The sequence below is a fragment of the Pseudomonas ulcerans genome (assembly GCF_036324125.1).
GTDB lineage: Bacteria > Pseudomonadota > Gammaproteobacteria > Pseudomonadales > Pseudomonadaceae > Aquipseudomonas > Aquipseudomonas ulcerans.
The window spans coordinates 147325-172981 of record NZ_JAZDQN010000008.1 but is presented as its reverse complement, the minus strand read 5'-3'; the positions used below and the strand labels follow the sequence as shown (position 1 = coordinate 172981).

The following is a 25657-nucleotide window of genomic DNA, read 5'->3' as shown; positions in this document are numbered from 1 at the left end:
GCACTCACTGATGCAAGAACAGGTAACATAATAACGTCTCCGTCCAGAACCGTCGCCGCCCATGCCGAATACTCCCCTGGCCAATCGTCCCCACGACCATTCCCACTGCGTCCACACCGCCCTGGCCGAGGCCGATGCCCTGTGCGCACGCCAGGGGCTGCGTCTGACCGCCCTGCGCCGGCGTGTGCTGGAGCTGGTCTGGCAGAGCCACAAGCCGCTGGGCGCCTACGACATCCTCGCCGTGCTGAGCGAACAGGACGGCCGCCGCGCCGCGCCGCCGACCGTCTATCGGGCGCTGGATTTCCTCCTGGAAAACAGCCTGGTGCACCGCATCGCCTCGCTCAACGCCTTCATCGGCTGCAGCCACCCGGAGCACGCGCACCAGGGCCAGTTCCTGATCTGCCGCAACTGCCACGTGGCCATCGAACTGGAACAGCCGGCGATCAGCAACGCCATCGTGGCCAGCGCCAACGACGTCGGTTTCAGCGTCGAGGCGCAGACCGTCGAAGTGGTCGGACTCTGCGGCAACTGCCGGAGCGCGTGATGAGCAATGCCTTGATCCGCCTGCAACAGGTGGGCGTCGCCATTTCCGGGCAGACCATCCTCGACAGCATCGACCTGACCGTCGAGCCCGGGCAGATCGTCACCCTGATCGGCCCCAACGGCGCTGGCAAGACCACCCTGGTGCGCGCCGTGCTCGGCCTGCTCAAGCCGGGCAGCGGCAGCGTCTGGCGCAAGCCGAAGCTGCGCATCGGCTACATGCCGCAGAAGCTCCAGGTGGACGCCACCCTGCCGCTCTCGGTGCTGCGCTTCCTGCGCCTGGTTCCCGGCGTGGACCGTGCAGCGGCGTTGTCCGCGCTGGAGGAAGTCGGCGCCGAGCAAGTGATCGACAGCCCGATCCAGACCATCTCCGGCGGCGAGATGCAGCGCGTGCTGCTGGCCCGCGCCTTGCTGCGCGAGCCCGAGCTGCTGGTACTGGACGAACCGGTGCAGGGCGTCGACGTCGCCGGCCAGGCCGAGCTGTACAGCCTGATCACCCGCCTGCGCGACCGCCACGGTTGCGGCGTGCTGATGGTCTCCCACGACCTGCACCTGGTGATGAGCACCACCGACCAGGTGGTCTGCCTCAATCGTCACGTCTGCTGTTCCGGGCACCCGGAGCAGGTCAGCGGCGACCCGGCCTTCGTCGAGCTGTTCGGCAACAACGCGCCGAGTCTGGCGATCTATCACCACCATCACGACCACAGCCACGACCTGCACGGCTCGGTGGTCGCCCCGCATGTCCACGGAGAAAACTGCAAGCATGGCTGATTTCCTGCTCTACGCCCTGCTCGCAGGCCTGGCCCTGGCCCTGGTCGCCGGCCCGCTCGGCTCCTTCGTGGTCTGGCGGCGCATGGCCTATTTCGGCGACACCCTGTCCCATGCCGCGCTGCTCGGCGTGGCCCTCGGCTTCATGCTCGACATCAGCCCGGCGCTGGCGGTGACCGTCGGCTGCCTGTTGCTGGCGATCCTCCTGGTGACCCTGCAGCAGCGCCAACCGCTGGCCTCGGACACCCTGCTCGGCATCCTTGCGCCGAGCACCCTGTCCCTCGGCCTGGTGGTGCTGAGCTTCATGCACGACGTGCGCATCGACCTGATGGCCTACCTGTTCGGCGACCTGCTGGCGATCAGCCCGGGGGACCTGGCCTGGATCCTCGGCGGCAGCGCTGCGGTGCTGTTGCTGATGGTCGCCCTGTGGCGACCGCTGCTGGCGGTCACAGTGCACGAGGAACTGGCGCGGGTCGAAGGCCTGCCGGTGGCCGGGCTGCGCCTGGCGCTGATGCTGCTGATCGCCGTGGTGATCGCCGTGGCGATGAAGATCGTCGGCGTGCTGCTGATCACCTCGCTGCTGATCATTCCCGCCGCCGCCGCCCAGCGCCACGCCCGCTCGCCGGAACAGATGGCCCTGGGCGCCAGCCTCATCGGTGTGGCCGCGGTCTGTGGCGGCCTGGCCATGTCCTGGTTCAAGGACACCCCCGCCGGCCCTTCCATCGTGGTGTGTGCCGCGGTGCTATTCTTGCTGAGCCTGGCCCTGCCCAAGCGCTGATTGCCCCCCGGGCACCTCCCGCACGGGGGTGCCCGCCGCCTGAATCCAGGAAGGAGTGATGTTCCCGCCCACGGACTGGGTGTAGACTTGCTCGTTTTTCGCGCAAATAGAGAGTCGTAGGAATGAAGCCGTTCGCCTCCCGTTATCTGCTCCTTGCCGCGTTTTCCCTGATTCTGTCCGCCTGCGCCAGCAAGCCGGTGGAAAGCCCGGTCGTGCCCGCCACGCCGGACGCCTGGCAGCAATTGCAGCAGAGCATCGCCAGCAATGAGCTGGCCACCGCCGAGGACCAGTTGGCCACGCTCCAGGCGCAAGCGCCGGACGACAGCCGCCTGGAGCAGTACCAGCGGCAGTTGGCCGAGGCCTATCTGCAACGTAGCCAGATCGTGCTGCAGAAGGGTGATGTGAACGCCGCGGCCACCGCCCTGAGCCGCGCCCGCGCGCTGATGCCCAAGGCACCGGCGCTGACCGGCGGGGTCAATGGTGCGATCGCCCAGGCGCGCAAGGCCGAGCTGGAACGGGCCGAAGCGGCACTGAAGGCGGCCGAGGCCAAGCCGAAAGCCAAGGTGATCGATCCGACCGCGCCAAGTACAGTGATCGCCCTGGAGATTGGTGATATCGGCAAGTTGCGTCGCCAGCTCGACGATATCGCCAGCGACGTGGTGAATTACCAATGCGAGGTGGTCTTCCAGGTGCCGCGTACGGCCGACTACCCGTGGTTGTCGACCTTGCTGGCCAAGCGAGTCGACAAACGCGACCCGTCCTTCGACTTGCAACAGCGCCATGAAATCCACCGCAGCCAACCGGCGCAGGTGGTGCTGACACCGAAGCGCAGCGACCAGTAATCTCGAACAGCACGCGTCCCCCTGTAGGAGCGGGTTCACCCGCGATTGCGGTAGTGGATTCACCCTTGCAATCGCGGGTAAACCCGCTCCCACAGGGGACGGTGATCAGGCCGGAATAGCCTTGGCCGCCGCCTCCCGCGCCCACACCCGATGCATGCCGATGGCCTTGACGAAGGCCTTGTAGGTCTTCGCATCGCTGCCTGCGAGCAAGCCGGCATCGGCCTTCAGCCGGAGCTCGTCGAACCAGGCCTTGGCGTCCTTGTCGCCGGCCAGTGGCTTGAGGTGCTTGTAGGCTTCAAGGACGAAGTGCACCGCCGTCCCGTCGGCCTTGAGCGCATCCACCACGCCCTTGCCGCCCGCCACCCACACGGCATCGAACGCCACGGAAGGCAACCCTTCCATCGAGGCATCCACCGCCAGGCTCTTGCCATCCGCTGTCTTCACCGGCGCGGACGTAGGGCCAAGCACCTTGATCTGCAGACTCTCGGCTTCCAGCGCCTTGGTCAGCTTGTCGGCCAGGGCGCCATCGACACCATCCGCCACCAGCAGCGCCACCTTGCGGCCTTTCACGCCTTCGCCCGGATGATTCAGCTGGCTCAGCGCCGGCGAAGCCTTCAGCGACAGCTTCGGCACCTCCACCGTCCCGGCCTTCGGCGCCGGCAGGCCCAGGTTGGCCGCCACCTTGGCAGCCAGGTCGAGGTCGATGTTGGCGAGGATCTCGTTCACCTCGCGCACCCGGATATGCTCGCGCTCCACCTTGCCCAGCTCGAAGCTGTAGGCGTTGACGATATGCTGCTGCTCGTTGGGGCTCATGCTGTGGAAGAACAGCCGCGCCTGGGAGAAGTGATCGGCGAACGACGGGCTGCGCTCGCGGATCTTGTGCGCGTCGATCCGCTCCTGATACGACTCGAAACCGCCATCCCGCGCCGCCGGAGGGGTTTCCTTCGGCCAGCCACCGTCGATGGAGTTGGGCTCGTAGGCGGCCCGACCCTTGTCCAGGGTGACCCGGTGCATGGCATCACGCTGGCCGTTGTGGTTCGGCGCCAGCGGGCGGTTGATCGGGATCTCGTGGAAGTTCGGCCCACCGAGACGGCTGATCTGCGTGTCGGTGTAGGAGAACAGGCGGCCCTGCAGCAGCGGGTCGTTGGTGAAATCGATGCCGGGCACGATATGCCCCGGGCAGAAGGCGACCTGCTCGACCTCGGCAAAGAAGTTGTCCGGGTTGCGATTGAGCACCATCTTGCCCAGCGGCGTTACCGGCACCAGTTCCTCGGGAATGATCTTGGTCGGGTCGAGCAGGTCGAACTCGAACTTGTGCTCGTCCGCCTCCGGGACAATCTGTACGCCCAGTTCCCATTCCGGATAGTTGCCGGTCTCGATGGCTTCCCAGAGGTCGCGGCGGTGGTAGTCGGTGTCCTTGCCGGCGAGCTTCTGCGCTTCATCCCACAGCAGCGACAGCACGCCCTGCTTCGGCTTCCAGTGGAACTTGACGAAGCTGGCCACGCCCTCGGCGTTGATCAGGCGGAAGGTATGCACGCCGAAGCCTTCCATGGTCCGCAGGCTTTTCGGGATGGCCCGGTCGGACATGGCCCAGATGACCATGTGCGCCGATTCCGGCACCAACGAGACGAAATCCCAGAAAGTGTCATGGGCCGAACCGCCGGTGGGGATCTCGTTGTGCGGCTCGGGCTTCACCGCGTGGACGAAATCGGGAAACTTGATCGCGTCCTGGATGAAGAACACCGGCATGTTGTTGCCCACCAGGTCGAAGTTGCCTTCGTCGGTGAAGAACTTCACGGCAAAGCCACGCACGTCGCGCACCGTGTCGCCGGAGCCGCGCGGCCCCTGCACGGTGGAAAAACGCACGAACACCGGAGTGATCTTCTCCGGGTCCTGGAGAAAGCCGGCCTTGGTCAGCTCGGCGTGGTTGCCGTAGGACTGGAAGTAGCCGTGGGCGCCGGTGCCGCGGGCATGGACGATGCGCTCCGGGATGCGCTCATGGTCAAAATGCGTGATCTTCTCGCGCATGATGAAGTCTTCCAGCAGCGACGGGCCGCGGGCACCGGCCTTCAGGCTGTTCTGGTTGTCGGCGATCTTCACGCCCTGGTTGGTGCGCAGGGCCTGGCCGGTGGCATCGCTGCGCACCGACTCCAGGCTCTGCAGCTTGGCATTGGTGTTGGCCCGGTCGGGCGTGCGGGTTCCGGCGAGCTGGCTTTCCTTGGGCGCGTCTTTCTTGCTGGGCATGGCGTACGGTCCTCATCGGTTCATCACGTGTCGCCCGTTGCGGGCTGTTTTGCTAGTGACTGAGGCGACTTCGCCGACGTTCCATCGGATTGACCACTGATCGCGTTATGCCGGCGGCATTGGTCGATTACGAAATAAATGCTAAGAACCTCTAAGCGAACAGGCTAAAATGCGCGACCGGCTAACCGCTGATCCCATTCCCATGCGCCCCACAAGGTTCGCTACGTGATCGAGTTCCAACAAGTCCACAAGACCTACCGCGTCGGCGGTAGGGATATCCCCGCGCTGCACCCCACCAGCCTGAGCATCGAGAACGGCCAGGTGTTCGGCCTGATCGGCCACTCGGGTGCCGGCAAAAGCACCCTGCTGCGCCTGATCAACCGCCTGGAAGCGCCCAGCGGCGGCAAGATCATCGTCGACGGCGAAGACGTCACCGCGTTCGACGCCAGCCACCTGCGCCGTTTCCGCCAGCAGGTCGGGATGATCTTCCAGCACTTCAACCTCCTGGCCTCGAAGACCGTTGCCGACAACGTCGGCCTGCCGCTGACCCTGGCCGGCGAGCTGTCGCGCAAGGAAATCGACGCGCGGGTCGCCGAGCTGCTGCAGCGCGTCGGCCTGTCCGAGCATGCGAAGAAGTACCCGGCGCAACTGTCCGGCGGCCAGAAGCAGCGCGTCGGCATCGCCCGCGCCCTGTCGACCCGGCCGAAGATCCTGCTGTGCGACGAGGCCACCAGCGCCCTCGACCCGCAGACCACCGGCCAGGTCCTGCAACTGCTGGCGGAGATCAACCGCGAGCTGAACCTGACCATCGTGCTCATCACCCATGAAATGGACGTGATCCGCCGCGTCTGCGACCGCGTCGCCGTGATGGATGCCGGGCGCATCGTCGAGCAGGGCCCGGTAGCGGACGTGTTCCTGCACCCGCAGCACCCGACCACCCGGCGTTTTGTCCAGGAAGACGAGCAGGTCGACGAAGCCGAGCAGCGCGACGACTTCGCCCACGTGCCAGGCCGCATCGTGCGCCTGACCTTCCAGGGCGACGCCACCTACGCGCCGCTGCTGGGCACCGTGGCCCGCGAGACCGGCGTCGACTACAGCATCCTTGCCGGCCGCATCGACCGCATCAAGGACACCCCCTATGGGCAATTGACCCTGGCCGTCACCGGCGGCGACATGGAAGCGGCCTTCGCCCGCTTCACCGCGGCTGACGTTCATATGGAGGTACTGCGCTGATGGACGCCCTGAGTTTCTTCGCCAACGTCGACTGGTCCGAGATCTGGCTGGCCACCGGCGACACCTTCATCATGCTGTTCGGCTCGCTGTTCTTCACCGTGCTGTTGGGCCTGCCGCTGGGCGTGCTGCTGTTCATGTTCGGCCCGCGGCAGATGTTCGAGCAGAAGGGCATCTATGCCGTGCTGTCGCTGGTGGTGAACATCCTGCGCTCGCTGCCGTTCATCATCCTGCTGATCGTGATGATCCCGATCACCGTACTGATCACCGGCACCTCCCTGGGCGTTGCCGGGGCCATCCCGCCGCTGGTGGTGGGGGCCACGCCGTTCTTCGCACGCCTGGTGGAAACCGCGCTGCGCGAGGTGGACCGCGGCATCATCGAGGCGACCCAGTCCATGGGCGCCAGCACCCGGCAGATCATCGTCAACGCACTGCTGCCGGAAGCGCGGCCGGGCATCTTCGCCGCCATCACCGTCACCGCCATCACCCTGGTGTCCTACACCGCCATGGCCGGCGTGGTGGGCGCCGGCGGTCTCGGCGACCTGGCGATCCGCTTCGGCTACCAGCGTTTCCAGACCGACGTGATGATCGTCACCGTGGTCCTGCTGCTGATCCTGGTTCAAGTTCTGCAGAGCGTCGGCGACAAACTGGTGGTGCACTTTTCCCGTAAATGAAGGGTCGGCGTGACCGACACACCGGGGGCCGAGCGGTCCCCTCAAGGAGTGATGGAATGAAGAAACTGCTTGCTGCTGTCGCCGCCTTCGCGGCCATTTCCGCCAATGCTGCGGAAACCCTGAGCGTCGCCGCCACTGCGGTGCCGCACGCCGAGATCCTCGAATTCGTCAAGCCGACCCTGGCCAAGGAAGGCGTGGACCTGAAGATCAAGGTCTTCACCGACTACATCCAGCCGAACGTGCAGGTTGCGGAAAAGCGCCTGGACGCCAACTTCTTCCAGCACCAGCCGTACCTGGATGAGTTCAACAAGGGCAAGGGCACTAACCTTGTGAGCGTGGCCGGCGTGCACGTCGAGCCGCTGGGCGCCTACTCCACCAAGTTCAAGAAGCTGGACGAAGTGCCCTCGGGCGCCAACGTGGTGATCCCCAACGACGCCACCAACGGCGGGCGTGCCCTGCTGCTGCTGCAGAAGGCCGGCCTGATCAAGCTGAAGGACGCCGCGAACATCCTGTCGACGCCGAAGGACATCGCCGAGAACCCGAAGAACCTGAAGATCCGCGAACTGGAAGCCGCCACCCTGCCACGCGTGCTGACCCAGGTCGACCTGGCGCTGATCAACACCAACTACGCGCTGGAAGCCAAGCTGAACCCGGAGAAGGACGCACTGATCATCGAAGGTGCCGACTCGCCTTACGTGAACATCCTGGTGGCCCGTCCGGACAACAAGGACTCGGACGCGCTGAAGAAACTGGTCGGTGCCTTGCACTCGCCTGAGGTGAAGCAGTTCATCCAGGAGAAGTACAAAGGCGCGGTGCTGCCGGCGTTCTGAAACACTCCGCCAAGCAACTGTGGGAGCGGGTTTACCCGCGATTACGATAGTGAATTCACCGACGTAATCGCGGCGGTCCGGCGTCCCGGTAAACCCGCTCCCACAGGTTCATCTGCTCCAGGCAACTCAATCCCGCTTCACCAACCCCGGCAATTGCGCCACCAGCTTCTGGTTGTTGAACGGCGCCCGAATGAACCCCCGCTGCGCCCCGTCCGGCCCGATGATCGCCAGGTTGCCGCTGTGATCCACGGTATACCCCGGCTTGCTGGTATCCGCCGGAATGAACGGAATGCTCAGGGCATTGGCCAGCTTCTGCGTGTTCTCCAGCGAGCCGGTCAGGCCGCGGAAATCCTTGTCGAAATAGCCCAGGTACTGCTTCAGCTGAGTCGGCGTGTCGCGGTTCGGGTCGACGCTCACCAGCACCACCTGCATGCGCTCCACCGCCTCTTTCGGCAACTCGCTCTTCACCTGGCGCAGTTGCGCGAGGGTGGTCGGGCAGATGTCCGGGCAGAAGGTGTAGCCGAAGAACACCAGCGACCACTTGCCCTTCAACTGATCGACCTTGACCGGCTGGCCGTCCGCGTCGGTCATTTCCAGGTCGGGCACCGAGCGGCTCTGCGGCAGGAGGATGATACCGGCATCGATCAGCTCGGCCGGGTTGCCCTGGCTGCGGCCGCTGAGCACCTTGTTGATGGTAAGCCCGAGAATCAATGCGACCAGGGCGACGAGGATAAAGACGGTTTTCTGGGTTCGAGTCATAGATTCAGCAGTAAGTAGTGGTCTACGAGCAGCGCGATGAAGAGCAGGAACAGGTACCAGACAGAGTACTTGAAGGTCTTGATCGCAGCGTGCGGCCGAGCGTCACGGTACAACACCCAGGCCCACTGCAGGAAGCGCAGCCCCAGGAGCACGGCGCAGGCGAGATAGAGCGGCCCACTCATATGGATGGCGAACGGCAGCAGGCTCACCGCAAGCAATACAAAGGTGTAGAGCAGGATGTGCACCTTGGTGTAGTGCTCGCCGTGGGTCACCGGCAGCATGGGGATGTCCGCCTTGGCGTACTCGGCCTTGCGGTGGATGGCCAGGGCCCAGAAGTGTGGCGGGGTCCAGGCGAAGATGATCAGCACCAGCAGCAGCGGCTCGGCACTCAGGTGCCCGCTGACCGCCACCCAGCCGAGCAGCGGCGGCGCTGCCCCGGCCAGGCCGCCGATCACGATGTTCTGCGGCGTGGCGCGCTTGAGAAAGCCGGTGTAGACCACCGCGTAGCCCAGCAACGAGGCCAGGGTCAGCCAGGCCGTGAGCGGGTTGGTGAAGGCCAGCAGCAGCGCCATTCCGGCCAGCGCCAGCAGCAGGGCGAACAGCAGGGCCGGCAGCGGCGCGACCCGCCCTTCGGCCAGCGGGCGCTTGTGGGTGCGCGCCATCAGGGCGTCGATGCGCCGGTCCACCACGTGGTTCACCGCCGCCGCCGCGCCGGCGCAGCAGCCGATGCCGAGGTTGCCGAACAGCAACACGGTCCACGGCACCCCGGCGCGGGTGGCGAGGAACATGCCCACCAGCGAGGTGATCAGCATCAGCACCACCACCTTGGGCTTGGTCAGTTCCAGGTAGTCACGCCAGCCGGCGCGGGCCTGGCTTTCGCTCAGAAGCGCTGCCATGGATTGTCTCCGAGATAGTGGACGTCACCCGCCAGGCGCAGCGGGGTGAGGCGCCAGCCGATGCTGACGCGCCGCGCCCGCGGTTGCATGGCCAGGCGCGTGCGGTAGTTGACCAGGACCATGGTCAGCAGCAACCCGGCGCCCCCGGCGTTGTGCGCCACGGCCACCGCCAGCGGCAGGTGGAACAGCACGTTGCTGATGCCCAGGCCGACCTGCAGCAGCAACGCCGCGACCACCAGCTTCGCCAGGCGGCGCAGGCCGACCCGGTGCAGTTGCCAGGCCAGGGTCAGCAGCACGCAGGTGACGATCAGCGCGCCGAGGCGGTGGGTGATATGGATCGCGGTGCGGGCCTCGCTGTCGAGCTGGCCGCCCAGGTAGTTGGGGCCGATGTGCTGGGTCAGGTGGAAACCGTTGGCGAAGTCCGCGTTCGGCCACCACTCGCCGTGGCAGGTGGGCAGGTCGATGCAGGCCACCGCCGCATAGTTGGCGCTGACCCACCCGCCCAGGGCGATCTGGCCGATCACCAGCGCCAGCGCCAGCGCCGCCAGCCGCCGCAACCGGCGTGGCAGCCCGGGCAACGGCATATAGGCGCGGGACAGGCGCAGGCTGAGCAGGAACAGCAGGCTCAAGGTGGCGAAACCGCCCAGCAGATGGGCCGTCACCACCTGCGGCCACAGCTGCAGGGTGACGGTCCACATGCCGAACGCCGCCTGCATGAACACCACGCCCAGCACCAGCAATGGCAGGCGATAGGGTTGGCCGTCACGGCCATGGCGACGCAGCGCCTGCACCGCCAACATGGCGATCACCAGGCCCAGGGTGCCGGCAAAATAGCGGTGCACCATCTCGTTGCGGCCCTTGTGCGCTTCCACTGGCGAATCGGGGAAGTGCAGCTCGGCATGGGCCAGTTGCGCCTCGGTCTTGGGCACGCTGATGAAGCCGTAGCAACCGGGCCAGTCCGGGCAACCCAGGCCGGCGTGGGTCAGGCGGGTATAGGCGCCGAGCAGCACCACCAGCAGCGCCAGCCCGGTGGCGAACACGGCAAGGCGATATCCAGGTCGGGTCATGGTGCGCTCCTAACCGATATTGGACAGCTTGAGCAGGTGGCGGAGGTCGTTGAGCACGTCCTTGCCCTTGACCCGCGCGTCATAGCGCAGCACCAGGTTGCCGTGGGGGTCGACGATCCACAGCTGCGCCTCGCTGCGGTTGGGGGCCAGGGCGCCATAGCGCGTGGCGTCCAGCGGGTAGCGCTGCAACTGCGGGTATTCGCTTTCCAGCTTGCCGAGGTAGGCGCCGCTTACCGGCTCGACACTGGCCAGGGCATGGCTGGCGCGGCTGGCATCGCGGCCCAGGCCGATATTGAGCTGCCGTGCCAGGTAGACCAGTTGCTGGCAGTCCACCGCGCACTCCTTCGGCGCGCTGACCAGCAGTTGCCAGCGCGCGTCCTCGGCCTGCACGCCGAGGTCGGCGAGGGTCTTGCCGTCGCCGATCATCTCGCCGTGGTAGCTGCGCCCGTCCGGCACCCAGAACTGCAGCTTGTACATGCCGGTGGCGAGCATCATCGGCCCGATCACCACCAGCAGGATGAGGATCAGTTGCAGGCGTCCCTTGGCCCGGCTGCGCGGGGCCTTGCCGTCAGACATGTCGAGTGGTCCCGTGGCGACTCCCATGGTCTTTCTCCTTTTTATTGTGTCGATGCCAGCCGAAGTACAGGTAAAGCGCGATCAGGGCCGTCGCCAGGGCGAACCACTGCACGGCGTAGCCCAGGTGTTTTTCCGGACCGAGGGCGACCAGCGGCCAGTCCACCCGGTAGGCGGCCGGGCCCGGTTCCAGGCGCAGCTCGTGGGCGTAGCCATCGCGGGCCAGTTGTTCCCAGAGATGCGCCGGCTCGGCGCTGTTGAGCAGGCGGGGGAAATCGCCGCTGGGCGCATCGGCGCGCAGCAGGAAGCTGGCGCCGGGGGCGATGTAGATCCAGGCGCTGAGATCGAGGGCCTGTTGTGGGGTGTCGAAGCTCACCGGTACGCGGCGGTCCGGCCACGGCAGCCAGCCGCGGTTGACCAGCCACCAGCGGCCGCTGGGCTCGTCGAGGAAGGGTTGCAGCAGTTCGACACCAGCCTGGCCGTCGCGCATGCGGCTATCCAGCAGCAGGCTATGCTCGCCATCGAAATGGCCGCGCAGATGGACGCGGCGATAGGCCGGGTCAGGCTGTTCCAGCAACTGTCCGGCAGGCACCGGCGTCTCGACCTCGCGCTCGGCGTAGACCTCCAGCAGCGCCCGCTTCTGATCGGCACGACCGAGCTGCCAGAAACCCAGGCCGACCAGCACCGGCAGCAGCGCCAGCACCACCAGGGTCGGCACCAGGCCGGGCCGAAAGGGTCTCATCGGGCCCCCGCGGGGGCTGTCGCTATACTGAAAGGCATCACGTCCCCCGGAGTTGTCGCCATGCTCAAAGCCGCGATCGTTGTCATGTTGCTGGCTACCATCGCCAGCCTGTTCAGCGGCCTGGTGTTCCTGGTCAAGGACGACGGGCACTCCACGCGCCTGCTCAAAGCCCTGACCATCCGTGTCTGCCTGGCCGCCGTGACCCTCGGCCTGATCACCTGGGGTTTCGTCAGCGGCCAACTGGTGTCCCACGCGCCCTGGTAAGCCCTCCCGTCACAGCACGTAGACGAAGATGAACAGCCCCACCCAGACCACATCGACGAAGTGCCAGTACCAGCTGGCCGCCTCGAAGCCGAAGTGCTTGTCCGCGTTGAAGTGCCCCTTGAGGATGCGCATCAGCATCACGAAGAGAATCAGGGTGCCCATGGTCACGTGCGCGCCGTGGAAGCCGGTGAGCATGAAGAAGGTCGCACCGTAGATCCCCGAACCCAGGGTCAGGCCCAGCTGGGTGTAGGCCTCGTGGTACTCGTAGGCCTGGAGGACGAGGAAGGCGATGCCGAGGACCACGGTCAGCGCCAGCCAGAACTTGAGCGGGCCGCGATGATCCTTGCGCAGGGCATGGTGGGCGATGGTGATGGTCACGCTGGAACTGACCAGCAGGATGGTGTTGATCAGCGGCAGGTGCCAGGGGTCGATGACCTCCTTGGGCGGCGGGAACAGTTTCGGATCCGGGGTGTGCAGCAGCGGCCAGGCGAACTGGAAGTTCGGCCACAGCATGTGCGTCACGCCCTTCGCCCCTTCGCCGCCAAGCCAGGGCCCGGACAGGTGCCGCACGTAGAACAGCGCGCCGAAGAAGGCGATGAAGAACATCACCTCGGAAAAGATGAACCACGACATGCCCCAGCGGAACGAACGATCCATCTGCGGGCTGTAGAGGCCGGCGTGGCTTTCCTTGATCACCGCGCCGAACCAGCCGAACAGCATGTAGGCCAGGCAAAGCGCGCCGACGAAGAAGATCAGCGGCCCGTGGGAATCCGGATGCCCGGCCTTCATGTCGTTGAACCAGGTGCCGAGGCCGAACACCGTGATGAACATGCCGATGGTGGCGATGATCGGCCACTTGCTTTGCGCCGGTACGTAGTAGTGCTCGTGAGAGGCCATGGATTGTTCTCCTTATCGGGCGCTCTGCGGGGTCGTGCTGGCCACGTGGGCGACCGGCGGTTGGCGAGCGGTGATATCGAACAGCGTGTAGGCAAGGGTCAGGTGTTTCACATCCTTGGGCAGGTCGCGGTCGACGATGAAGCGCACCGGCATCTCGATGCGCTCACCCGGCTGCAGCACCTGCTGGCTGAAGCAGAAGCATTCGGTCTTGTGGAAGTACGCCGCCGCCTCGGCCGGTGAAATGCTGGGGATGGCCTGGGCGGTCATGGGTTTGTCGGTCGGGTTGTGGGCGACGAAGATCATCTGGTTCACCGCCCCCGGGTTGACGTCGATCTGGTCGGCGGTGGAATAGAAGTCCCAGACCATGTCGATGGCGTTGGTGGACAGGAACTGCACCTTCACCGAACGCTGCGGGTCGACCACCTGCGTGCCCTGGTACTGGCCACCGGTCTTGCCGTTGATGCCGAAGGCGCGGCACATCACGTCGTAGATCGGCACCAGGGCGAAGCCGAAGGCGAACATCACCACCGCCAGCAGCAGCAGGCGACTGACCAGGCGCTTGATCGAGATGCCCTCGCTCATGTCCGCGGCCCTCCTTTATTTCACGTCCGGCGGCGTCTGGAAGGTGTGGTAGGGCGCCGGCGACGGCACAGTCCACTCCAGGCCATCGGCGCCGTCCCACGGCTTGGCCGGCGCAGGCGCGCCGCCACGGATGCACTTGATGACGATGAACAGGAACAGCAACTGCGTGGTGCCGAACATGAAGGCGCCGATGGAACTGATCATGTTGAAGTCGGCGAACTGCAGGTTGTAGTCGGGGATGCGCCGCGGCATGCCGGCCAGGCCGACGAAGTGCATGGGGAAGAAGGCCATGTTCATGCCGACGAAGGACAGCCAGAAATGCAGCTTGCCCAGGGTTTCGTCGTACATGTGCCCGGTCCACTTCGGCAGCCAGTAGTAGGCCGAGGCGAAGATGCCGAAGATCGCTCCCGGCACCAGCACGTAGTGGAAGTGGGCGACCACGAAGTAGGTGTCGTGATACTGGAAGTCCGCCGGGGCGATGGCCAGCATCAGCCCGGAGAAGCCGCCGATGGTGAACAGGATGACGAAGGCGATGGCGAACAGCATCGGCGTCTCGAAGGTCAGCGAGCCTTCCCACATGGTGCTCACCCAGTTGAACACCTTCACCCCGGTGGGCACGGCGATCAGCATGGTGGCGTACATGAAGAACAGCTCGCCCACCACCGGAATGCCGACCACGAACATATGGTGGGCCCAGACGATGAACGAGAGGAAGGCGATCGCCCCGGTGGCGTAGACCATCGAGGTGTAGCCGAACAGCGGCTTGCGCGAGAACGCCGGGATGATCGAGCTGACCGCGCCGAAGGCGGGCAGGATCATGATGTACACCTCGGGGTGGCCGAAGAACCAGAACACATGCTGGAACAGCACCGGGTCACCGCCGCCGGCCGCACTGAAGAAGCTGGTGCCGAAGTGGATGTCCATCAGCATCATGGTTACCACGCCGGCCAGCACCGGCATCACCGCGATCAGCAGGAACGCGGTGATCAACCAGGTCCAGACGAACAGCGGCATCTTCATCAGGGTCATGCCCGGGGCGCGCAGGTTGAGGATGGTGGCGATCACGTTGATCGCGCCCATGATCGAGCTGATGCCCATCAGGTGGATGGCGAAGATGAAGAAGGTCACGCTCTGCGGCGCGTAGGTGGTGGAGAGCGGGGCGTAGAAGGTCCAGCCGAAGTTCGGTCCGCCGCCCGGCATGAACAGGGTCGAGACCAGCAGCCCGAATGCGGCGGGCAGCAGCCAGAAGCTGAAGTTGTTCATCCGTGGCAGGGCCATGTCCGGCGCGCCGATCATCAGCGGGATCATCCAGTTGGCCAGGCCGACGAAGGCCGGCATCACCGCGCCGAAGACCATCACCAGGCCGTGCATGGTGGTCATCTGGTTGAAGAATTCCGGCTGGACGATCTGCAGGCCGGGCTGGAACAGCTCGGCGCGGATCACCATGGCGAAGGAGCCGCCCAGCAGGAAGGCGCAGAAGGCGAACCACAGGTACATCGAGCCGATGTCCTTGTGGTTGGTGGTCAGCACCCAGCGCATCAGGCCCTTGGCCGGGCCGTGGGCGTGGTCATGCCCGGCATGACCGTGGTCGTCGATCACTGTGCTCATGTCCTGTCTCCTGAAAACCGGCTCATTTGCTTTCCGCCTGTTTGATCGCCAGCACGTCTTTCGGCGTGACCATGTCGCCCTTGTTGTTGCCCCAGGCGTTGCGTTCGTAGGTGACCACCGCAGCGATGTCGACTTCCGAGAGTTGCTTGCCGAAAGCGGCCATGGCGGTGCCGGGCTTGCCGTGGAACACGATGCTCAGGTGATCTTCCTTGGGACCGGTGGCGATCTTCGAGCCCTTGAGCGCAGGGAACATCGGCGGCAGGCCCTGGCCTTCGGCCTGGTGACAGGCCACGCAAGTGGTGTGGTAGACCTTGTCGCCGCGCTCCACCAGTTCCTGCAGGGTCCATTCCTTGCTGGTCAGCTCCTTGAGCTTGGCCGCCTCGGCCTTGCGCTCGCCGAGCCAGGCGTCGTAGTCCTCTTTCGATTTCACCTCGACCACCACCGGCATGAAGCCGTGGTCCTTGCCGCACAGTTCGGTGCACTGGCCGCGGTAGATGCCGGGTTTCTCGACGCGGGTCCAGGCTTCGTTGACGAAGCCGGGGATGGCGTCGCGCTTGACCGCGAAGGCCGGTACCCACCAGGAATGGATGACGTCGGCGGCGGTGACCAGGAAGCGCACCTTGGCGCCCACCGGCAGTACCAGCGGCTGGTCGACTTCGAGCAGGTAGTGTTCGTCCTTGGGCGCCTTGCCGTGGATCTGCTCGGCAGGGGTCGCCAGGTTGCTGAAGAACTCGACGTCCTGGCCCAGGTATTTGTAATGCCACTTCCATTGGTAGCCGGTGACCTGGATATCGACGTCCGACTCACTGGCGTCGTAGATCTCGATCAGCGTCTTGGTCGCCGGGATGGCCATGGCCACCAGGATCAGGAAGGGCACCACGGTCCACATGATCTCGACCCAGGTGTGCTCGTGGAAATGCGCGGGCTGCTGGCCGGTGGAGCGGCGGTGGATGATCATCGACCAGAACATCGCGCCGAATACCACGAGGCCGATCACCACGCAGATCCAGAAGATGGTCATGTGCAAGTCGAACACGGCGTTGCTGACGACGGTCGCCCCTGGTGCCATGTTCACCGTCCAGGCGGCGTGCGCCGGGGTGAATAGCGACCACAGCAGGAGGCCCATCCAGACATGTGGATGTCGCATCATTGCGGGTTCCCCTTATCGTTCTTGTTATCCCGGAGGCGGGGCCTGCGGTTGGGGGCACGGCGTCAAGACTGCGGACTTTGACGACGGCCCCCCGCTGCACTTCAGGCGGGCCTCATCAGCCAAAACTCACTCACAGCGGAGTATAGACAGGGGTCCGGACCACGCAATGCGCTCTCTGAAATCGTCCATCGGGCGCTAATCCATCGGCCCGGAACGCTGTAAGACATTGACTTATAACGGTGATGGCACTTCGATATAACCCTGGTGCGCGAATGGGCATAAGGGTTATGAGAAATGAGTATTAGCGCACAGAAAAACTTGGCTAACTTAGTGTCTTCCGTTTGTCATTGCTTGTCCCTGGAGTTGTCATGAACATTGCCGCATTGCGCGAGCAGATTACCCGAGCCCAACAACACGAATCCGAAACCGGCCAACTGCAACAACAGCTCATCCATCAGTTGCCACACCTTCATCCGTTGATCCAACTACCCGAGCAGGACGCCCAGGGGGCGTTGAACCGCTTCGTCAACGCCTACATCGACCAGGTCCCGGAAATGCTCGAAGCGGCCAATGCGGTTGCCCGCGAGGCGGGAATCGAGTCGCAGATCAAGCCGGTGCTGAAGATCGCCGAGGAATATTTCATCACCCCGCCGCAGATCATGAATGGCCATGTCGGCCTGGATTGCCTGCTGGACGAAGCCTACCTGGCCCATCGCCTGGTGGAAGAAGTGAACGACCTGTACATCAAGCATTTCCAGCAGCCGCTGATCCCCCTGGACACTACGGTTGCCAACCTGATCGCCCACCAGTTGATCGGCGAGGAGTTCGCCAACCAGCTGGATGAAGTGGTGCATCACTCACTGGACAACATGCTCGACGACGAGAGCTTCGCCCTGGAGTCGGTGGAAGCGTATCGCGAGAAACTCAGCAGCCCGACCACCGGTGCTGCCTGGAAGCGCTGGCCTTGCCTGTCCCGCCAACTGGGCGTGGGGCTGGAACTGAGCCAGCAACAGACCGCCTGAGAACAAGCTCCGCTAACCCTGTGGGAGCGGGTTCACCCGCGAATGCGTCAGTGGATTCACCACCGCAATCGCGGGTAAACCCGCTCCCACACAGTTCATTCCCTCCGGCTCGATGATCGCTGAGCGTCAGGCTCACCAGTTGTAACTGACCGTCCCCATCACCGTCCGCTCTTCACCCCAGTAGCAACGCCCGGCGTTGTTGCAGCCCGCCACATACTCCTGGTCGAACAGGTTGCGCGCGTTGACCTCGGCCGACCAATGCGCATCCAGCTGGTAACCCACCGCCGCATCCACCAGGGTCACGTCACCGGTGTCCAGCTTGCCGTACAGCGACGGGCTGGTGTACGCGAAGGTACTGTCGAAGTGCCGCACGCCGGCACTCAGGCGCAGCCCCTTGAGCTGGCCATCGAGGAAGCGGTAGCTGCTCCACAGCGATGCCTGGTTGCGTGGCACGCCGGTGACCTGGTGGTCTTCCAGCAGCGAACCCGCCACGTCCTTGGTCACCCGCGAGTCGGTGTAGGTGTAGGCCGCCGTGACGTTGATGTTCTCGGTGATGTCGCTGTTCAGCTCCAGCTCCACGCCCTTGGCCCGGCTGCGCCCGATGTTGCGGTAGTTGCCGGTGGTGCTGTCGAGCAGCGAGTCGTCCTTCTTGCGCAGGTCGTAGACCGACGCGCTGATCAGCGTGTTCCAGCCCTTGGGCTCGTACTTCACGCCCACCTCATACTGCTCGCTCAGGGTCGGGTCGAGCGGCCCGGACGCATTGGAGACCTGCTGGATGGGGTTGTACGCGGTCGAGTAGCTGACATACGGCGAGACCCCGTTGTCGAACTGGTACATCAGGCCGGTCTGCCAGGTGAACTGACCATCCCAGTAATCGAGATCGGCGGCGGCGTTGAGGGTGCCGCGACGGTTGCGGAACTCGCTGTTGACCCGGTCGTAGCGCCCGCCCAGCAGCATCACCCAGTTGTCCAGGCGCGTCTGGATCTGGCTGTAGACGCCGTACATGGTCTGCTCCAGCAGGGCATCCTGGACCCGCGTCGAGGTCACCGGATCGCCGGTATACACCGGGTTGAACACGTTCACCGTGCCGCCGAAGCCGGCATTCCAGTCCTGGTTGAACGAGGTGCGGTCCAGGCTTGCACCCACCAGCAGGGTGTTCTCCAGTGCGCCGACGTTGAAGTGACCTTCGACCTGGTTATCCAGCGAGTAGGCGATGGACTTGTTGTAGCGGTCGTAGGCGGTGTTGTTGACGTTGGTACCGAAACCGCCGTTGTTCAGGTTGCCCGGCCAGATTTCCTGGCGATCGATGCGCGACTGCATGTAGCGCGAGTTCTGCCGGTACTGCCAGTCGTCGTTGAACTGGTGATGGAACTCGTAGCCGAGGGTCCAGACTTCGCGCTTGAAGTTGTCCCAGTCCGGGTTGCCCAGCAGCGCGTGCTTGCTGATCTTGCCGTTGGGGTTGTTCAGCAGCGTGCCGGCGGCTGGGTAGCCCAGTTCCATCAGGGTGCGATCGCGCTGGTAGGTGGCCAGCAGGGTCAGGTCGTTCTGCTCGTCGAAGTTCAGGGTCAGCGACGGCGCGATGTACAAGCGGTCGTCCGGCTGGTGATCGACCTGGGTGTCCGACTTGCGGCCGAGCAACACCAGGCGGCCGAGCACATTGCCGTTGTCGCTCAAGGGGCCGGAGACATCGATGCCCAGCTGACGCCGGTCGTTGGAGCCGTAGCTCAGTTGCACCTCGCCACGGGATTGCGCGGTCGGCCGCTTGCTGACCAGGTTGACCACGCCGCCCGGGGCGTTTTCGCCGTAGAGGATCGAGGTCGGGCCGCGGAACACTTCGATGCGCTCCAGGCCATAGGGCTCGCTGGTGGTGTCGTAGCGGTTGCCCTGCACCCGCAGGCCGTCACGCAGCAGGCCATAGCCGTAGTCGGTGGCGTTGAAGCCACGGATGAAGAACAGGTCGCCAGCCCCGCCGTCACCGGCGGCGAACGGCGGGGCGAAGATACCCGGCACGTAGCCCAGCACTTCGGTCAGGCTCTGGGACTTCTGGTCTTCCATGCGCTGGCGGGTCACCACCGAGACCGAGCGCGGCGTATCGGCCAGCGCGGTGCTGGTCTTGCTCGCGGTAGCCGAGTGGGTGGCGCGGTAGCCCTTGTCATCCTGGCCATAGCTGCTGGCCAGGCCCTGGCCATTGATGGCGGTCGCCTCCAGTTGCACGGCATCGCCTGGCGGCGCGGGTTGCAGCACATAGCCTCCGGCCCCCTGGGGCACGGCCACCAGCCCGGAGCCACCGAGCAACAACGCCAATGCCTGTTCGACGCTGTACTGGCCGTCCAGACCGGCGCTGCGCTTGCCATTCGCCAGGCTGTCGCTGCCGGCCAGGTAGATCCCGGCCTGGCTGCTGAAGTCGTTGAGCACGCTGCTCAGGCTGCCCGCAGGCACGTGGAAGGTCTGCACCCGGGCGCTGGTCTGGGCGGCCTGGACGGCGGCGGGCAGCAGGGCCAGTGGAGCAAAGCTGAGGATGGTCATCGGCACGAGGGCCAACACGCAGGAGCGGGGCGACGACATGGCAGTCCCTGTTGTGTTCATGCGGTAAGTGGGAGGGTTCTGCTGATGAACCGGGCGACGGCGAAAAAGGGGAACCGCACGCTGAAAAAAATTTCAGGCCGGTTCCACCGTCACCCACCAGTCGGTCAGACGCTTGATCCGCACCGGCAGCGCCGCTTCCAGCAGGCGCAGGGCATGGTCCGTATCGTCGAGGGGGAAGGTGCCCATCACCGCAAGACGGGCAACATCCGGGTGCAGGCCGAGGTGGCCGGAACGATAGCGGCCCAGGGTGTCGACCAGGTCCTGCAGCGGCATGGCCTCGGCGCTCAGGCGGTTGCGCACCCAGGATTCGCCGGAGGCCTGCGCGGGCGCGGCCGCCGAGATCGCCAGGGCGCTGAAGTCGACCCGCTGGCCTGCCTCGATCAGCGCCTGTGCGCCATTGCGGCTGAACAGCTCGACCTGGCCCTGGTAGACGTTGAGCCGGGCGTTGCCGTCGGCGAAGCGCAGGCCCATGCGCAGCGGCGTGGCGGCGATCTGCAGCACTCCCGCAGCGGTTTCCACCCGCAGTGGCCGGGGTTCCTTGATCGTCGACTGCAGGAGCATTTCGCCGAAATGCAGGTCGAGCAGACGTTCGCGGTGGTCGAAACGGGTATCCACCGCCGTGCGCGCGCCGAGCCACAGGGTGCTGCCATCGGCCAGGGCGACCTCGCGGTTTTCCCCGGTTGCGGTATGCAGGTCGGCGGTCCAGCCGTTGCGCGAGGCGGCCTGCCAGCCGCCCAGGCCGGCCATCGAACCGACCGCCAGCAGCAACAGCGATTTCACCGTCTGGCGTCGGCTCAGGCGCGCCGGCGCGCGCTCGCGCAGCGCCCGGCCAGCCCGCTCGCCTTCGCTGCGCAGCGGCGCGAAGCGCTCGCCGACTCGCTCCATGTAGCGCCATGCCGCCTGGTGTTCGGCATGCTGGTCGAACCACGATTGCCACTGCTCGCGGACGCTGCCCTGGTCGCCTTCTTCGAGCAAGCGCACGTACCACTGGGCCGCGTGTTCGAGGCTGGCATGGCTGAGTTTTTCCTGGCTGGCTCGCATCGCTTCACTCCACCAGCAGGCCGTCGAGCTCGGCTTCGAGTACGGCGCAATGGAGGAAAGCCTGGGCCATGTACTTCTTCACCATGCGCTCGCTGACGTCGAGGCGCCCGGCGATCTCGGCATAGGTGATGCCCTCGACCTGGGCCATGAGAAACGCCTCGCGGACATTGCCCGGCAGGCGCCGCAGCATGGCATCGACTTCCACCAGGGTTTCCAGGATCAGCGCCGTGTGTTCGGCGGAAGGCACGCAGGCTTCAGGCTGTGCCGCGACGCTTTCCCGCCAGGCCCGCTCGATCTCGGCATGCCGCCAGTGGTCGATGCACAGGCCCTTGGCGATGCGCGCCAGGTACGAGCGCTCGCCGGTCTGGCTGTCGAACTCGACAGGCCGGCGCAGCACGCGCAGGAAGGTGTCATGCAGCAGGTCGGCGGCATCCCAGCCATTGCCCAGGCGGCGGCGCAGGAACAGCAGCAGCCAGGGAGAGTGTCGAACGTAGAGGGTCTGGGAGGAAGACATGGACGATCCGCGCGGGAAGGATGCAAATGGTATTGATTCTTGATAGTAGGTGAGTGATGGCACCGCCTGCAATGCGCGCGTTATGCAGGCCGGTGCCATTGGTCGTCACGCGGGCGTCAGGTTCCCAGTCCCACGGTGGTGCGAACCCGGCCTTCGACCCGCCGTTTCAGGCGCCGCGACTCGATCACCAGGCGCGAGCCGTTCCCCGCGTTCGCCCGGCCCCAGTCTTCCAGCAACTCAAGGCAGGCATGGTCGATGTAGCTCAGGTTGGCCAGCGGCACATGCAGGGTGGTGCCCGGTGGAATGCCGTCCAGCGCCTGGGTCAGGGCCGGCACCTTGAGGAAGGTGGCGGCACCGCTCAGGCGCAGTTCCATATGCCCCTTGCGCGGCAGGCTGCTGACGCTGATCTTCAGCCGCGCCGCCTTCAGCGCCAGCTTCACCAGGGTCAGGGCGAAGCCCAGCAGCACGCCGGTCAGCAGGTCGGTGAAAACGATCGCCAGGGCCGTCGCCGCATAGACGAACATCGGCATGCGGCCATAGCGTCCCAGGCCGCGGAACGCCTTCAGGTCCACCAGCTTGACCCCTGTGAAGACCAGCACGCCCGCCAGGCTCGCCACCGGGATCTGCTGCAGCACGCTGCCCAGCAAGACTACGAAGGCCATCAGCCACGCACCATGGAAGATCGCCGACATTCGCGTCTTCGCACCCGCCTGCACGTTGGCCGAGCTGCGCACGATCACCCCGGTCATCGGCAGCGCCCCGAGCACACCGCAGACCATGTTGCCCACGCCTTGCGCCGACAGTTCGCGGTCGAAGTCGGAGCGCTGGCCGCTGTGCATGCGGTCCACCGCGGCGGCCGAGAGCAGGGTTTCGGCACTGGCGATGAACGCCAGGGCGAAGGCCGCCACCAGCAAGGTCGGGTCCGCCAGGGCCATCAGGTCGGCGGGACGCAGCCAGTCGATGGCGTCACTGAGGTTGGCCGGCACTTCGACACGATTCACCGGCAAGGCCAGGGCGATGCTCAGCAGGGTCATGGCGCTGACCCCGAGCAAGGCACCCGGCACGAAGCGCAGGCGCTGCGGCTTGAAGCGTTCCCAGGCCCACATCACCGCGATGGTGCCCAGGCCGAGCGCGCCCGCCTGCCAGCCGTTGCCGGCGGACTCCAACGGCAGCGCCTGGCCAATGACGGCGGGGAAACCGAGCAGGTTTTCCAGGCCCGAGGGCAGCGGCGAGCTGTCGAACATCACATGCACCTGGGACAGCACGATCAGCACGCCGATACCGGCGAGCATGCCGTAGACCACCGCCGGTGCCGTGACCCGGAACCAGCAGCCGAGGCGAAAGCGCCCCGCCAGCAATTGCAGCAACCCCGCCAGCAGCAGGATCGGCCCGAGCATGGCCATGCCATGCTGGCGCACCAGTTCGAAGACCAGCACCGCCAGCCCCGCCGCCGGACCGCTGACCTGCAATGGCGAGCCGGCCAGCCAGCCCACCAGCAGGCCGCCGACGATCCCCGTGATCAGCCCCTTGGCCGGCGGCATGCCGGAGGCGATGGCGATCCCCATGCACAGCGGCAGCGCCACCAGGAATACCACCATCGAAGCCAACAGATCCCGCGGCAGCGCCGCTTTGAAATGCGTCATGTTCATCCTGTTCTCCTGTTCTTCCCGGCCCGTTCCTCGGCCGCATTTACGCAGGCGTCGACGTGCCGCCCGATTCCCGGGCAGCCGAAAGCCGCCGACACTGCGGCAAGACATCAACACGTTTTCGAAGGCAGCCGACGCCCGTCCACTGGGCCGCGATCAGCGGCCAGTGGTGGGTCGTTCAGCGATGTTCAGGTGTCGCGAAAAAGGCTTAGAAACGGCCTTTGGGGGTAGCGCTTGGAATCGGCTGGCCGCGGGTCAGCGGCAGGAAGGCGTCGCTTTCGGCGTCGTAGGCGGAGATTTCGCTGGTCTCGATGTTGTAGATCCAGCCGTGGATATACAACTGACCGGCCGCCAGGCGCGAGGCCACCGACGGGTGGGTGCGCAGGTGGTGCAGCTGGGCGATGACGTTCTCGCGGGTCAGGACCTGCATGTTTTCATGCTCGGTGCCGCACTGGCAGTTGTCCTCGACCACGGTACGGGCCACTTCGGCGTGACGCAGCCAGGCCTTGACCGTCGGCATCTTCTCCAGGGTGTGCGGGTTGAGTACCGCGCGCATCGCGCCGCAGTCGGAGTGACCGCAGATGATGATGTGGTGCACGCCCAGGGCCATCACCGCGTACTCGATTGCCGTCGACACACCGCCGTTCATCTGACCGTAGGGCGGGACCACGTTGCCCACGTTACGGGTGACGAACAGGTCGCCGGGCGAGCTCTGGGTAATCAGTTCGGGAACGATCCGCGAGTCGGCGCAGGTAATGAACATGGCCCGCGGGGTCTGCGCGGTGGCCAGTTTCTTGAACAGCTCTTCCTGTTGCGGGAAGACTTCGTGATGGAAATGCAGGAAGCCATCGACGATATGTTTCAGGGCGCCATCGGCAGTCTCGGCTTCAGTCGTAGCCGGGCCGGTCGGAGAGGGTTCCTTGTTCGACATGATGCATCCTCTTTGACAGGTTCGAAGGTAAGTCCATTTTACCGGGTTGGATTCAGACAGGCTTACGTCACTTGGATTACAGATGTAGTCAACAAATCACATTTCTTGCCAGCTGAATTCTTACGCTACGTGGCGAAACTTAACTGAAACTGAATTGCGGACGCTCTAGAACGGGCGTTCCAGAAGTATTGGGCGGGCTTTCCATAGTATCAAAAAAACATTAATCGCCAATGGCCATTATTGTTTTTACAACAACGACAGCTGCCCGCCGGGCGGACAGAACGCCGTGCAATCCAGCGAATATCCACCTCGACGGTTGAGGCCATGACGTCGGATTGCCTTGTCGAAACGTTGCGCCAGCAGGTCGGCGAACACGCCCTCGCCGCGCATCCGTGCACCGAAGCGGCTGTCGTAGAGCTCACCGCCACGGCTTTGCCGGATCAGGCTGAGGACGTGGTCGGCACGCTGCGGGTAGTGGTCGCGCAACCATTGCTCGAACAGCGGCGCCACCTCCAGCGGCAGGCGCAGCAGCATGTAGGCGGCGCTCAGGGCGCCGGCCTCGCTGGCGGCTTCGAGCAGGCGTTCCAGTTCACTGTCGTTGATCATCGGGATCATCGGCGAACACAGCACCCCCACCGGGATCCCCGCCCCACGCATGACCCGGATCGCCCGCAGGCGGGCCTTCGGCGCCGCCGCACGCGGCTCCAGGGTGCGCTTGAGCTCGTCGTCGAGGGTGGTCAGGCTGATCATCACCGAGACCAGGCGCTGCTTCGCCAGCTCGGCGAGCAGGTCGAGGTCGCGCAGGATCAGGGAACCCTTGGTGACGATGGTCACCGGATGGCGGTAGCGCAGCAGCACTTCCAGCAGGCGGCGGGTCAGTTGCTGCTCGCGCTCGATGGGCTGGTACGGGTCGGTGTTGGAACCGAGGTTGATCGGCGCGCAGACGTAGCCCGGCTTGGACAGCTGCTGTTCCAGCACGGCGGCGGCGTTGGTCTTGGCGATCAGTTTGGTCTCGAAGTCGAGGCCCGGCGACAGGTCCCAGTAGGCATGGCTGGGCCGCGCGTAGCAGTAGATGCAGCCGTGCTCGCAGCCGCGGTAGGGGTTGATGGAGCGGTCGAAGGGCAGGTCGGGCGAGTTGTTGCGGGTGATGATGGTCTTGGCGGTCTCGATGCGGATCTCGGTGCCCTGGGTCATCGGCACTTCCTGGTACCAGCCGTCGTCCTCGGCCACCGAACGGTTGGGGGCGAAGCGATTGTGCGGGTTGTGGGCGGTGCCGCGTCCGCGGACCGGGGTGGGTGCAGTCATGCCGGCAGGCCTCGATACTGTTTATTTATACAGTATCAGCTTTATGCTCGGCGTCCAGTCGTTCCTGCCGGGCGGTGGCGCAACCTGATATTTCTGCCAGTTGTGCGAATTCCGACCAGGCACGACGCTGACAGCGCACATTCGCTCATTGCCGCTGGAGGCCTTGAA

The 25657-nt window shown here is 65.2% G+C and carries 25 protein-coding genes; 9 read left to right on the top strand and 16 right to left on the bottom strand.

Features of this window, described 5'->3' with window-relative positions; translation table 11 throughout:
- Window positions 1–61 precede the first annotated feature (61 nt).
- From zur to V0R59_RS10265, 4 genes are all read left to right on the top strand, one after another.
- Window positions 62–544, top strand: coding sequence for a zinc uptake transcriptional repressor Zur (zur, locus tag V0R59_RS10280; RefSeq protein WP_330072971.1), 483 nt, complete (start codon window positions 62–64; stop codon window positions 542–544).
- Window positions 544–1311: a zinc ABC transporter ATP-binding protein ZnuC gene (gene znuC, locus V0R59_RS10275; protein WP_330072970.1), complete on the top strand. Its 768-nt coding sequence runs from the start codon at window positions 544–546 to the stop codon at window positions 1309–1311. The genes zur and znuC overlap by 1 nt, the downstream gene beginning before the upstream one ends.
- Window positions 1304–2086, top strand: a complete 783-nt coding sequence (gene znuB, locus V0R59_RS10270) for a zinc ABC transporter permease subunit ZnuB (protein WP_330072969.1) — start codon at window positions 1304–1306, stop codon at window positions 2084–2086. Before znuC ends, znuB begins: the two co-directional genes overlap by 8 nt.
- A 122-nt stretch (window positions 2087–2208) precedes the next feature.
- Complete coding sequence (locus V0R59_RS10265) at window positions 2209–2928, top strand: PA5502 family lipoprotein (protein WP_330072968.1); 720 nt, start codon at window positions 2209–2211, stop codon at window positions 2926–2928.
- Window positions 2929–3033: 105 nt separating this feature from the next.
- Here the strand turns inward: V0R59_RS10265 and katE are convergent, their stop codons facing one another.
- Entirely contained in the window at window positions 3034–5172 is a 2139-nt protein-coding gene (gene katE, locus V0R59_RS10260; RefSeq protein ID WP_330072967.1) for a catalase HPII, read from the bottom strand.
- A 225-nt stretch (window positions 5173–5397) separates the two neighbouring features.
- Here katE and V0R59_RS10255 point away from each other — a divergent pair, with 225 nt between their 5' ends.
- From V0R59_RS10255 to V0R59_RS10245, 3 genes are read left to right on the top strand one after another with little or no spacing between them, the layout of a single operon-like run.
- Window positions 5398–6405, top strand: coding sequence for a methionine ABC transporter ATP-binding protein (locus V0R59_RS10255; RefSeq protein WP_330072966.1), 1008 nt, complete (start codon window positions 5398–5400; stop codon window positions 6403–6405).
- Entirely contained in the window at window positions 6405–7076 is a 672-nt protein-coding gene (locus tag V0R59_RS10250) for a methionine ABC transporter permease (protein ID WP_330072965.1), read from the top strand. The genes V0R59_RS10255 and V0R59_RS10250 overlap by 1 nt, the downstream gene beginning before the upstream one ends.
- Window positions 7077–7132: 56 nt before the next feature.
- Complete coding sequence (locus V0R59_RS10245) at window positions 7133–7906, top strand: MetQ/NlpA family ABC transporter substrate-binding protein (RefSeq protein ID WP_330072964.1); 774 nt, start codon at window positions 7133–7135, stop codon at window positions 7904–7906.
- 126 nt (window positions 7907–8032) lie between these two features.
- Here the strand turns inward: V0R59_RS10245 and V0R59_RS10240 are convergent, their stop codons facing one another.
- Genes V0R59_RS10240 through V0R59_RS10220 form a run of 5 tightly spaced genes read right to left on the bottom strand, consistent with a single transcriptional unit; the run spans window position 8033 to window position 11943 of the window.
- Window positions 8033–8665: an SCO family protein gene (locus V0R59_RS10240; RefSeq protein ID WP_330072963.1), complete on the bottom strand. Its 633-nt coding sequence runs from the start codon at window positions 8663–8665 to the stop codon at window positions 8033–8035.
- Window positions 8662–9561: a heme o synthase gene (gene cyoE / locus V0R59_RS10235; protein ID WP_330072962.1), complete on the bottom strand. Its 900-nt coding sequence runs from the start codon at window positions 9559–9561 to the stop codon at window positions 8662–8664. The genes V0R59_RS10240 and cyoE overlap by 4 nt, the downstream gene beginning before the upstream one ends.
- Window positions 9546–10628 (bottom strand): COX15/CtaA family protein, encoded by a 1083-nt coding sequence (locus V0R59_RS10230; RefSeq protein WP_330072961.1) that lies wholly within the window; start codon window positions 10626–10628, stop codon window positions 9546–9548. Before V0R59_RS10230 ends, cyoE begins: the two co-directional genes overlap by 16 nt.
- Window positions 10629–10637: 9 nt before the next feature.
- Window positions 10638–11231, bottom strand: coding sequence for a hypothetical protein (locus V0R59_RS10225; protein WP_330072960.1), 594 nt, complete (start codon window positions 11229–11231; stop codon window positions 10638–10640).
- Window positions 11197–11943, bottom strand: coding sequence for an SURF1 family protein (locus V0R59_RS10220; RefSeq protein WP_330072959.1), 747 nt, complete (start codon window positions 11941–11943; stop codon window positions 11197–11199). Before V0R59_RS10220 ends, V0R59_RS10225 begins: the two co-directional genes overlap by 35 nt.
- Before the next feature lie 60 nt (window positions 11944–12003).
- Here V0R59_RS10220 and V0R59_RS10215 point away from each other — a divergent pair, with 60 nt between their 5' ends.
- On the top strand, window positions 12004–12207 hold the full coding sequence (locus V0R59_RS10215) for a twin transmembrane helix small protein (RefSeq protein WP_330072958.1): 204 nt from the start codon (window positions 12004–12006) through the stop codon (window positions 12205–12207).
- A 9-nt stretch (window positions 12208–12216) separates the two neighbouring features.
- Here the strand turns inward: V0R59_RS10215 and V0R59_RS10210 are convergent, their stop codons facing one another.
- Genes V0R59_RS10210 through coxB form a run of 4 tightly spaced genes read right to left on the bottom strand, consistent with a single transcriptional unit; the run spans window position 12217 to window position 16444 of the window.
- A complete protein-coding gene (locus V0R59_RS10210; RefSeq protein WP_330072957.1) occupies window positions 12217–13104 on the bottom strand; it encodes a cytochrome c oxidase subunit 3 in 888 nt (295 codons plus the stop codon).
- A gap of 12 nt (window positions 13105–13116) precedes the next feature.
- Window positions 13117–13686 (bottom strand): cytochrome c oxidase assembly protein, encoded by a 570-nt coding sequence (locus V0R59_RS10205; RefSeq protein WP_330072956.1) that lies wholly within the window; start codon window positions 13684–13686, stop codon window positions 13117–13119.
- Between the two features lie 15 nt (window positions 13687–13701).
- Window positions 13702–15294: a cytochrome c oxidase subunit I gene (ctaD, locus tag V0R59_RS10200; RefSeq protein WP_330072955.1), complete on the bottom strand. Its 1593-nt coding sequence runs from the start codon at window positions 15292–15294 to the stop codon at window positions 13702–13704.
- 22 nt (window positions 15295–15316) lie between these two features.
- Window positions 15317–16444 carry a cytochrome c oxidase subunit II gene (gene coxB, locus V0R59_RS10195; protein WP_330072954.1) on the bottom strand — a complete coding sequence of 376 codons (1128 nt, stop codon included), beginning with the start codon at window positions 16442–16444 and terminating at the stop codon, window positions 15317–15319.
- Window positions 16445–16812: 368 nt separating this feature from the next.
- Between coxB and V0R59_RS10190 the strand changes: the two genes are divergently transcribed.
- Window positions 16813–17466, top strand: a complete 654-nt coding sequence (locus V0R59_RS10190; RefSeq protein ID WP_330072953.1) for a hypothetical protein — start codon at window positions 16813–16815, stop codon at window positions 17464–17466.
- A 132-nt stretch (window positions 17467–17598) separates the two neighbouring features.
- Here V0R59_RS10190 and V0R59_RS10185 read toward each other — a convergent pair whose 3' ends face one another.
- The 6 genes from V0R59_RS10185 to V0R59_RS10160 all read right to left on the bottom strand — a co-directional run bounded on the left by V0R59_RS10185 (window position 17599) and on the right by V0R59_RS10160 (window position 25489).
- Complete coding sequence (locus tag V0R59_RS10185; RefSeq protein ID WP_330072952.1) at window positions 17599–20031, bottom strand: TonB-dependent siderophore receptor; 2433 nt, start codon at window positions 20029–20031, stop codon at window positions 17599–17601.
- Window positions 20032–20124: 93 nt separating this feature from the next.
- Window positions 20125–21093 carry a FecR domain-containing protein gene (locus V0R59_RS10180; RefSeq protein WP_330072951.1) on the bottom strand — a complete coding sequence of 323 codons (969 nt, stop codon included), beginning with the start codon at window positions 21091–21093 and terminating at the stop codon, window positions 20125–20127.
- A 4-nt stretch (window positions 21094–21097) separates the two neighbouring features.
- The gene (locus tag V0R59_RS10175; RefSeq protein ID WP_330072950.1) at window positions 21098–21607 is read right to left on the bottom strand and encodes a sigma-70 family RNA polymerase sigma factor; all 510 of its coding nucleotides are present in this window, start codon (window positions 21605–21607) and stop codon (window positions 21098–21100) included.
- Between the two features lie 116 nt (window positions 21608–21723).
- Window positions 21724–23256, bottom strand: a complete 1533-nt coding sequence (locus tag V0R59_RS10170; protein ID WP_330072949.1) for a SulP family inorganic anion transporter — start codon at window positions 23254–23256, stop codon at window positions 21724–21726.
- Between the two features lie 205 nt (window positions 23257–23461).
- Window positions 23462–24184, bottom strand: a complete 723-nt coding sequence (locus tag V0R59_RS10165) for a carbonic anhydrase (protein WP_330072948.1) — start codon at window positions 24182–24184, stop codon at window positions 23462–23464.
- A gap of 246 nt (window positions 24185–24430) precedes the next feature.
- Window positions 24431–25489, bottom strand: coding sequence for a PA0069 family radical SAM protein (locus tag V0R59_RS10160; protein ID WP_330072947.1), 1059 nt, complete (start codon window positions 25487–25489; stop codon window positions 24431–24433).
- Window positions 25490–25657: the final 168 nt, after the last annotated feature.

Bases quoted from the DNA above. Each gene is read 5' to 3' on its own strand.
- zur (WP_330072971.1), top strand. From the start codon at position 62: ATGCCGAATACTCCCCTGGCCAATCGTCCCCACGACCATTCCCACTGC.
- znuC (WP_330072970.1), top strand. From the start codon at position 544: ATGAGCAATGCCTTGATCCGCCTGCAACAGGTGGGCGTCGCCATTTCC.
- znuB (WP_330072969.1), top strand. From the start codon at position 1,304: ATGGCTGATTTCCTGCTCTACGCCCTGCTCGCAGGCCTGGCCCTGGCC.
- V0R59_RS10265 (WP_330072968.1), top strand. From the start codon at position 2,209: ATGAAGCCGTTCGCCTCCCGTTATCTGCTCCTTGCCGCGTTTTCCCTG.
- katE (WP_330072967.1), bottom strand. From the start codon at position 5,172: ATGCCCAGCAAGAAAGACGCGCCCAAGGAAAGCCAGCTCGCCGGAACC.
- V0R59_RS10250 (WP_330072965.1), top strand. From the start codon at position 6,405: ATGGACGCCCTGAGTTTCTTCGCCAACGTCGACTGGTCCGAGATCTGG.
- V0R59_RS10245 (WP_330072964.1), top strand. From the start codon at position 7,133: ATGAAGAAACTGCTTGCTGCTGTCGCCGCCTTCGCGGCCATTTCCGCC.
- V0R59_RS10240 (WP_330072963.1), bottom strand. From the start codon at position 8,665: ATGACTCGAACCCAGAAAACCGTCTTTATCCTCGTCGCCCTGGTCGCA.
- cyoE (WP_330072962.1), bottom strand. From the start codon at position 9,561: ATGGCAGCGCTTCTGAGCGAAAGCCAGGCCCGCGCCGGCTGGCGTGAC.
- V0R59_RS10230 (WP_330072961.1), bottom strand. From the start codon at position 10,628: ATGACCCGACCTGGATATCGCCTTGCCGTGTTCGCCACCGGGCTGGCG.
- V0R59_RS10225 (WP_330072960.1), bottom strand. From the start codon at position 11,231: ATGGGAGTCGCCACGGGACCACTCGACATGTCTGACGGCAAGGCCCCG.
- V0R59_RS10220 (WP_330072959.1), bottom strand. From the start codon at position 11,943: ATGAGACCCTTTCGGCCCGGCCTGGTGCCGACCCTGGTGGTGCTGGCG.
- V0R59_RS10215 (WP_330072958.1), top strand. From the start codon at position 12,004: ATGCTCAAAGCCGCGATCGTTGTCATGTTGCTGGCTACCATCGCCAGC.
- V0R59_RS10210 (WP_330072957.1), bottom strand. From the start codon at position 13,104: ATGGCCTCTCACGAGCACTACTACGTACCGGCGCAAAGCAAGTGGCCG.
- V0R59_RS10205 (WP_330072956.1), bottom strand. From the start codon at position 13,686: ATGAGCGAGGGCATCTCGATCAAGCGCCTGGTCAGTCGCCTGCTGCTG.
- ctaD (WP_330072955.1), bottom strand. From the start codon at position 15,294: ATGAGCACAGTGATCGACGACCACGGTCATGCCGGGCATGACCACGCC.
- coxB (WP_330072954.1), bottom strand. From the start codon at position 16,444: ATGATGCGACATCCACATGTCTGGATGGGCCTCCTGCTGTGGTCGCTA.
- V0R59_RS10190 (WP_330072953.1), top strand. From the start codon at position 16,813: ATGAACATTGCCGCATTGCGCGAGCAGATTACCCGAGCCCAACAACAC.
- V0R59_RS10185 (WP_330072952.1), bottom strand. From the start codon at position 20,031: ATGTCGTCGCCCCGCTCCTGCGTGTTGGCCCTCGTGCCGATGACCATC.
- V0R59_RS10180 (WP_330072951.1), bottom strand. From the start codon at position 21,093: ATGCGAGCCAGCCAGGAAAAACTCAGCCATGCCAGCCTCGAACACGCG.
- V0R59_RS10175 (WP_330072950.1), bottom strand. From the start codon at position 21,607: ATGTCTTCCTCCCAGACCCTCTACGTTCGACACTCTCCCTGGCTGCTG.
- V0R59_RS10170 (WP_330072949.1), bottom strand. From the start codon at position 23,256: ATGAACATGACGCATTTCAAAGCGGCGCTGCCGCGGGATCTGTTGGCT.
- V0R59_RS10165 (WP_330072948.1), bottom strand. From the start codon at position 24,184: ATGTCGAACAAGGAACCCTCTCCGACCGGCCCGGCTACGACTGAAGCC.
- V0R59_RS10160 (WP_330072947.1), bottom strand. From the start codon at position 25,489: ATGACTGCACCCACCCCGGTCCGCGGACGCGGCACCGCCCACAACCCG.